At 56.1% G+C, this 4564-nt stretch carries 3 protein-coding genes and 1 pseudogene; 2 read left to right on the top strand and 2 right to left on the bottom strand.

The features are described from left to right. Positions 1-483: 483 nt before the first annotated feature. Both JQF37_RS31105 and JQF37_RS31110 read right to left on the bottom strand, forming a co-directional pair. Positions 484-1704 carry a CaiB/BaiF CoA-transferase family protein gene (locus tag JQF37_RS31105; protein WP_130211633.1) on the bottom strand — a complete coding sequence of 407 codons (1221 nt, stop codon included), beginning with the start codon at positions 1702-1704 and terminating at the stop codon, positions 484-486. Between the two features lie 13 nt (positions 1705-1717). After that, complete coding sequence (locus tag JQF37_RS31110) at positions 1718-2899, bottom strand: acyl-CoA dehydrogenase (protein WP_047535952.1); 1182 nt, start codon at positions 2897-2899, stop codon at positions 1718-1720. 157 nt (positions 2900-3056) lie between these two features. Here JQF37_RS31110 and JQF37_RS31115 point away from each other — a divergent pair, with 157 nt between their 5' ends. Together JQF37_RS31115 and JQF37_RS31120 are read left to right on the top strand one after the other, a co-directional pair. Further along, entirely contained in the window at positions 3057-3956 is a 900-nt protein-coding gene (locus JQF37_RS31115; protein ID WP_130211634.1) for a LysR family transcriptional regulator, read from the top strand. Positions 3957-4391: 435 nt separating this feature from the next. Beyond that, positions 4392-4564: pseudogene (locus JQF37_RS31120) on the top strand (NAD(P)(+) transhydrogenase (Re/Si-specific) subunit alpha); the annotation flags it as partial.

Genomic DNA, 4564 nt, shown 5'->3' on the forward strand with positions numbered 1-4564 from the left:
CTGTTGACTAGCAGCCTGACTCCACAAGCACCCACACGAATTGCTTGATTCAGTTGTTAAAGAGCGGTTGGTTAAGATCTTTCGTCTCAACCGAGGCGCGCATTCTACAGCAGCCTCATTTGCTGTCAAGTGATTATTTTCAGAAGCTTTCAAGGATTCCTTAACAACTTCAACCACTTGCGCTTTCGATCTCTCGTCAGCGGGAGGCGAATTCTACAGCGTTACTCGCTGCTGTCAACACCTCTTTTTCAACTTCCTTCGCGCTTCGATGACCTGAAGCAACCCGCTGCCGAAAACTTCGTATCTCGTTGTTTACCAAGGAGTTTTCCGTTTCGACTGCGCCGGAAGTGGGGCGAATTATAGGCTTCTATAATTCGCCGTCAACCACTGATTTGGGTTTTCTATCAATTACTTACGAAAGGCAGGAAAACAGCCCCCCCATGCGAAGGAGAAGCAAGCCATCCCTCTATATAGAAGAAGCCCCTAGAGCACTCCGGACTCTTTAAACGACGCCACCACATCCGCGTCCAGCCCCAACACCCGCTGCAGAACCTCCGACGTATGCTCTCCCAGCAGCGGAGGCGCATAACGGTACTCCACGGGCGTCTCGGACAACCGGATGGGACTTGCCACTTGCGGCACCATCCCGGCCAACGCATGCGGCAACTCAATCGACAACCCTCGCGCCTTGACCTGAGGATCCGCAAACATCTGCGCAAGATCGTTGATAGGCCCGCACGGCACTCCCGCCTGCTCCAGCTGTGCCACCCATTCAGCGGTGGTCTTGAACACCGTCGCCTGACGAATGAGCGGGATGAGCACTGCGCGGTTAGCCACCCTCAGCTTATTGGTAACGAACCGCGGATCGTCTGCCCATTGTGGCTGACCGGCCACCTCGGCAAATTTTCGGAACTGTCCGTCGTTCCCTACTGTAAGAATGAAGTCGCCATCCGCCGTAGGAAAATCCTGATAAGGCACGATGTTCGGATGAGCATTGCCCAGGCGTTTGGGTGCATTGCCGGTAGTCAGGTAGTTCATCGCCTGGTTGGCCAGGCAGGCCACCTGAACATCCAGTAGCGCCATATCAATATGCTGACCGCCACCGCCCTGATCCCGATGCGCAAGCGCCGCCAGGATCGCCACCGTCGAATAAAGCCCGGTCAAAATATCCGTCAGTGCGACGCCGACCTTGACCGGCCCCGCACCTTCTTCACCTTCAGGTCGACCCGTCAGACTCATGAGCCCGCCAAGCCCCTGGATCATGAAGTCATAACCCGCACGCTTGGCATAAGGACCGGTCTGGCCAAACCCGGTGATAGAGCAATAAATCAGGTCTGGATTGATCGCCTTCAGCGACGCGTAGTCCAGCCCATAAGCGGCGAGCCCACCGACCTTGAAGTTCTCGATCAGGATGTCCGACTTAGCCGCCAGTTCACGCACCAGCTTCTGCCCCTCCGGACGCGTGAAGTCGATGGTGACCGACTGCTTGTTGCGATTGGCCGACAAATAATAGGCGGCCTCGCTGGTGTTCTCGCCATCAGCGTCTTTAAGGAACGGCGGGCCCCAGGCACGCGTGTCATCGCCATTGCCCGGACGTTCGACCTTGATCACGTCAGCGCCAAGGTCCGCAAGAATCTGTCCGGCCCACGGCCCGGCCAGCACCCGCGATAAATCCAGAACCCGTAGATGCGAAAGCGCGCCCATGGCCGTTCTCCTATTAATAGAACGCCTGGATGCCGGTTTGCGCACGACCAAGGATCAGCGCGTGGACGTCATGCGTACCTTCATAGGTATTCACCACTTCCAGGTTGACCAGATGGCGAGCGACGCCAAATTCATCGGAGATGCCGTTGCCGCCGAGCATATCGCGAGCCATGCGAGCGATGTCCAAAGACTTGCCGCAGGAGTTGCGCTTCATCATCGAAGTGATTTCGACCGCCGCAGTACCTTCGTCTTTCATGCGACCCAGACGCAGGCAGCCTTGCAGCGCCATGGTGATTTCGGTCTGCATGTCAGCCAGTTTCTTCTGAATCAGTTGAGTGGCGGCCAATGGGCGACCGAACTGCTGACGATCCAGCGTGTATTGGCGAGCGGTGTGCCAGCAGAACTCGGCAGCTCCCAGCGCGCCCCAGGCAATCCCGTAACGAGCCGAGTTGAGGCAAGTAAAAGGACCCTTAAGGCCACGGATATCCGGGAAGATGTTCTCTTCCGGAACAAATACGTTGTCCATGACGATTTCACCGGTGATCGACGCACGCAGGCCGACCTTGCCGTGAATGGCCGGAGCGCTCAGGCCTTTCCAGCCTTTCTCCAGAACGAAACCGCGGATATCACCCGCATCGTCTTTGCCCCAAACGACAAACACGTCAGCGATTGGGCTGTTGGTAATCCACATTTTGTTACCGGTCAGGCTGTAGCCACCTTCCACTTTGCGCGCACGAGTAATCATCGCGCCTGGGTCGGAACCGTGGTTGGGTTCGGTCAGACCAAAGCAGCCGATCCATTCACCCGAGGCCAGTTTCGGCAAGTACTTCTGCTTCTGCGCTTCAGTACCGAATTCATTGATTGGCACCATCACCAGAGAGGACTGCACACTCATCATCGAACGATAGCCGGAGTCGACACGCTCGACTTCACGGGCAATCAAGCCATAGCTGACATAGTTCAGGCCGCTGCCACCGTACTGCTCGGGGATGGTCGCGCCCAGCAGGCCCACTTCACCCATCTCGCGGAAGATCGCCGGATCGGTCTTTTCATGACGGAAAGCTTCGAGAACGCGTGGCGCGAGGCTCTGCTGAGCGAACTGCGCAGCGGTGTCGCGGATCATGCGCTCTTCTTCAGTGAGCTGTTGATCCAGCAGCAAAGGATCGATCCAGTTGAAGCTAGCTTTACCGGCCATGAGTATGTCCTCTCGAAACAGGTCTAATAACGTGGATTGATCCTAGGCCGGGTTCGGCCTCCCTACAAACGAGGATTTTGCATACTGTTGTGCTAATTTCTCACTCCGAAACGTCGCGCAATGCCAATAATGCGATGTATTAGTGAGGTTGACGTACATGCGCAGAAAGATACCCAGCACAACCGCCCTGATCAGCTTTGAAGCCGCAGCGCGCCACGAGAGCTTCACCAAGGCAGCACAGGAGCTTTCGCTGACCCAGGGCGCCATTTGCCGCCAGATTGCCAGCCTCGAAGACTTCCTCGGCGTAGAGCTGTTCCGACGCTCGCGACGCGGAGTCAAACTGACCGAAGCCGGACTTTCTTACAGCCGCCGAGTCGCCACTCAACTGGACGCGGTGGAGCGCGATACCTTGTCCGTGATGGGACAACAGGGTGCCAACGTGATCGAGTTGGCCGTGGTGCCGACCTTCGGCACCCAATGGCTGCTACCTCGATTGAAGGACTTCCAGAAAAAGCACCCGGAAGTGACAGTCAACCTGACCAACCGCACACGCCCCTTCCTGTTTGCCGACACCGACTTCGATGCCGCGATTTACTTTGGGGACGCGGACTGGTCGGGTACAGAATCCCACCGCCTGATGGGCGAGCATCCGCTCCCGGTATGTAGCCCCGCCCTACTGGGAAACAAGACCGTTCTGACAGCCGATGAAATCGCGGAACTGCCCCTCCTGCAGCAGACCACCCGCCCCTATGCCTGGCGGCAGTGGTTCGACTCCCAGCACCTGAATGTCCCTCGCGACATGACAGGGCCACGCTACGAGCTATTCTCCATGCTGGCTCAAGCAGCCATGCACGACATGGGAATTGCCCTGATACCGCCATTCCTGATTCAGCGCGAACTGACCGAGAAACGCCTGGTGATCGCCAACCCTCAGGCCCTCTCGAGCATCAAGGCCTATTACCTGATGATTCCCGAGCGAAAGGTCGAATCTGCGTCATTAAGGGCTTTTCGAGATTGGCTGGTGAATCAAGCACACAGCTACAGCCTAGAGAAATGAAGGCTTCGAGGCATTAGCTGACCCCGTAGTCAGCAAAATAAAAACCCTACAGATATAAGTATTTGTCGCATTTTCGCAGACTGTAGACAAAGGTAGTACAGACGTCCTACAAGCGCCTGAAGACGTGGCTTTGAGCTTCTATCTGAAAGCAATGCCGCATCATTCATATGGCCGATGCATAAATGGCTGAAAATCCACCAAACTCCTTGAAAGGCACGGGTTATAAGGGATTGAGCCGATTAGTTGCGACATTCGGTCACGGGGTGACTTGTAGTTAATTTTCCGTCACCCGTCATAATTCCTTGAAGGGCACAAAGTTCGCCTGCAAAATGCCGCGCCCCGCCCTGATTTGGCGGGATCGTGCTGATCAGCCGCCCCAATCGCACCATCCGTAGTGCATGGGTTTACTCAATAAGATCACGCAGGAGATTTGACGTGCACATTGGTGTTCCTCTCGAAACCCAGACGGGTGAAACACGGGTTGCTGCAACCCCGGAAACCATCAAGAAGCTGATCGGCCAGGGTCATAAGGTCACTGTACAAAGCGGCGCCGGCCTAAAGGCCAGTGTTGTCGACAGTGCTTATGAAGCGGCAGGCGCGATCATTGG

The organism is Pseudomonas sp. MIL9 (assembly GCF_016887925.1).
GTDB lineage: Bacteria > Pseudomonadota > Gammaproteobacteria > Pseudomonadales > Pseudomonadaceae > Aquipseudomonas > Aquipseudomonas mohnii.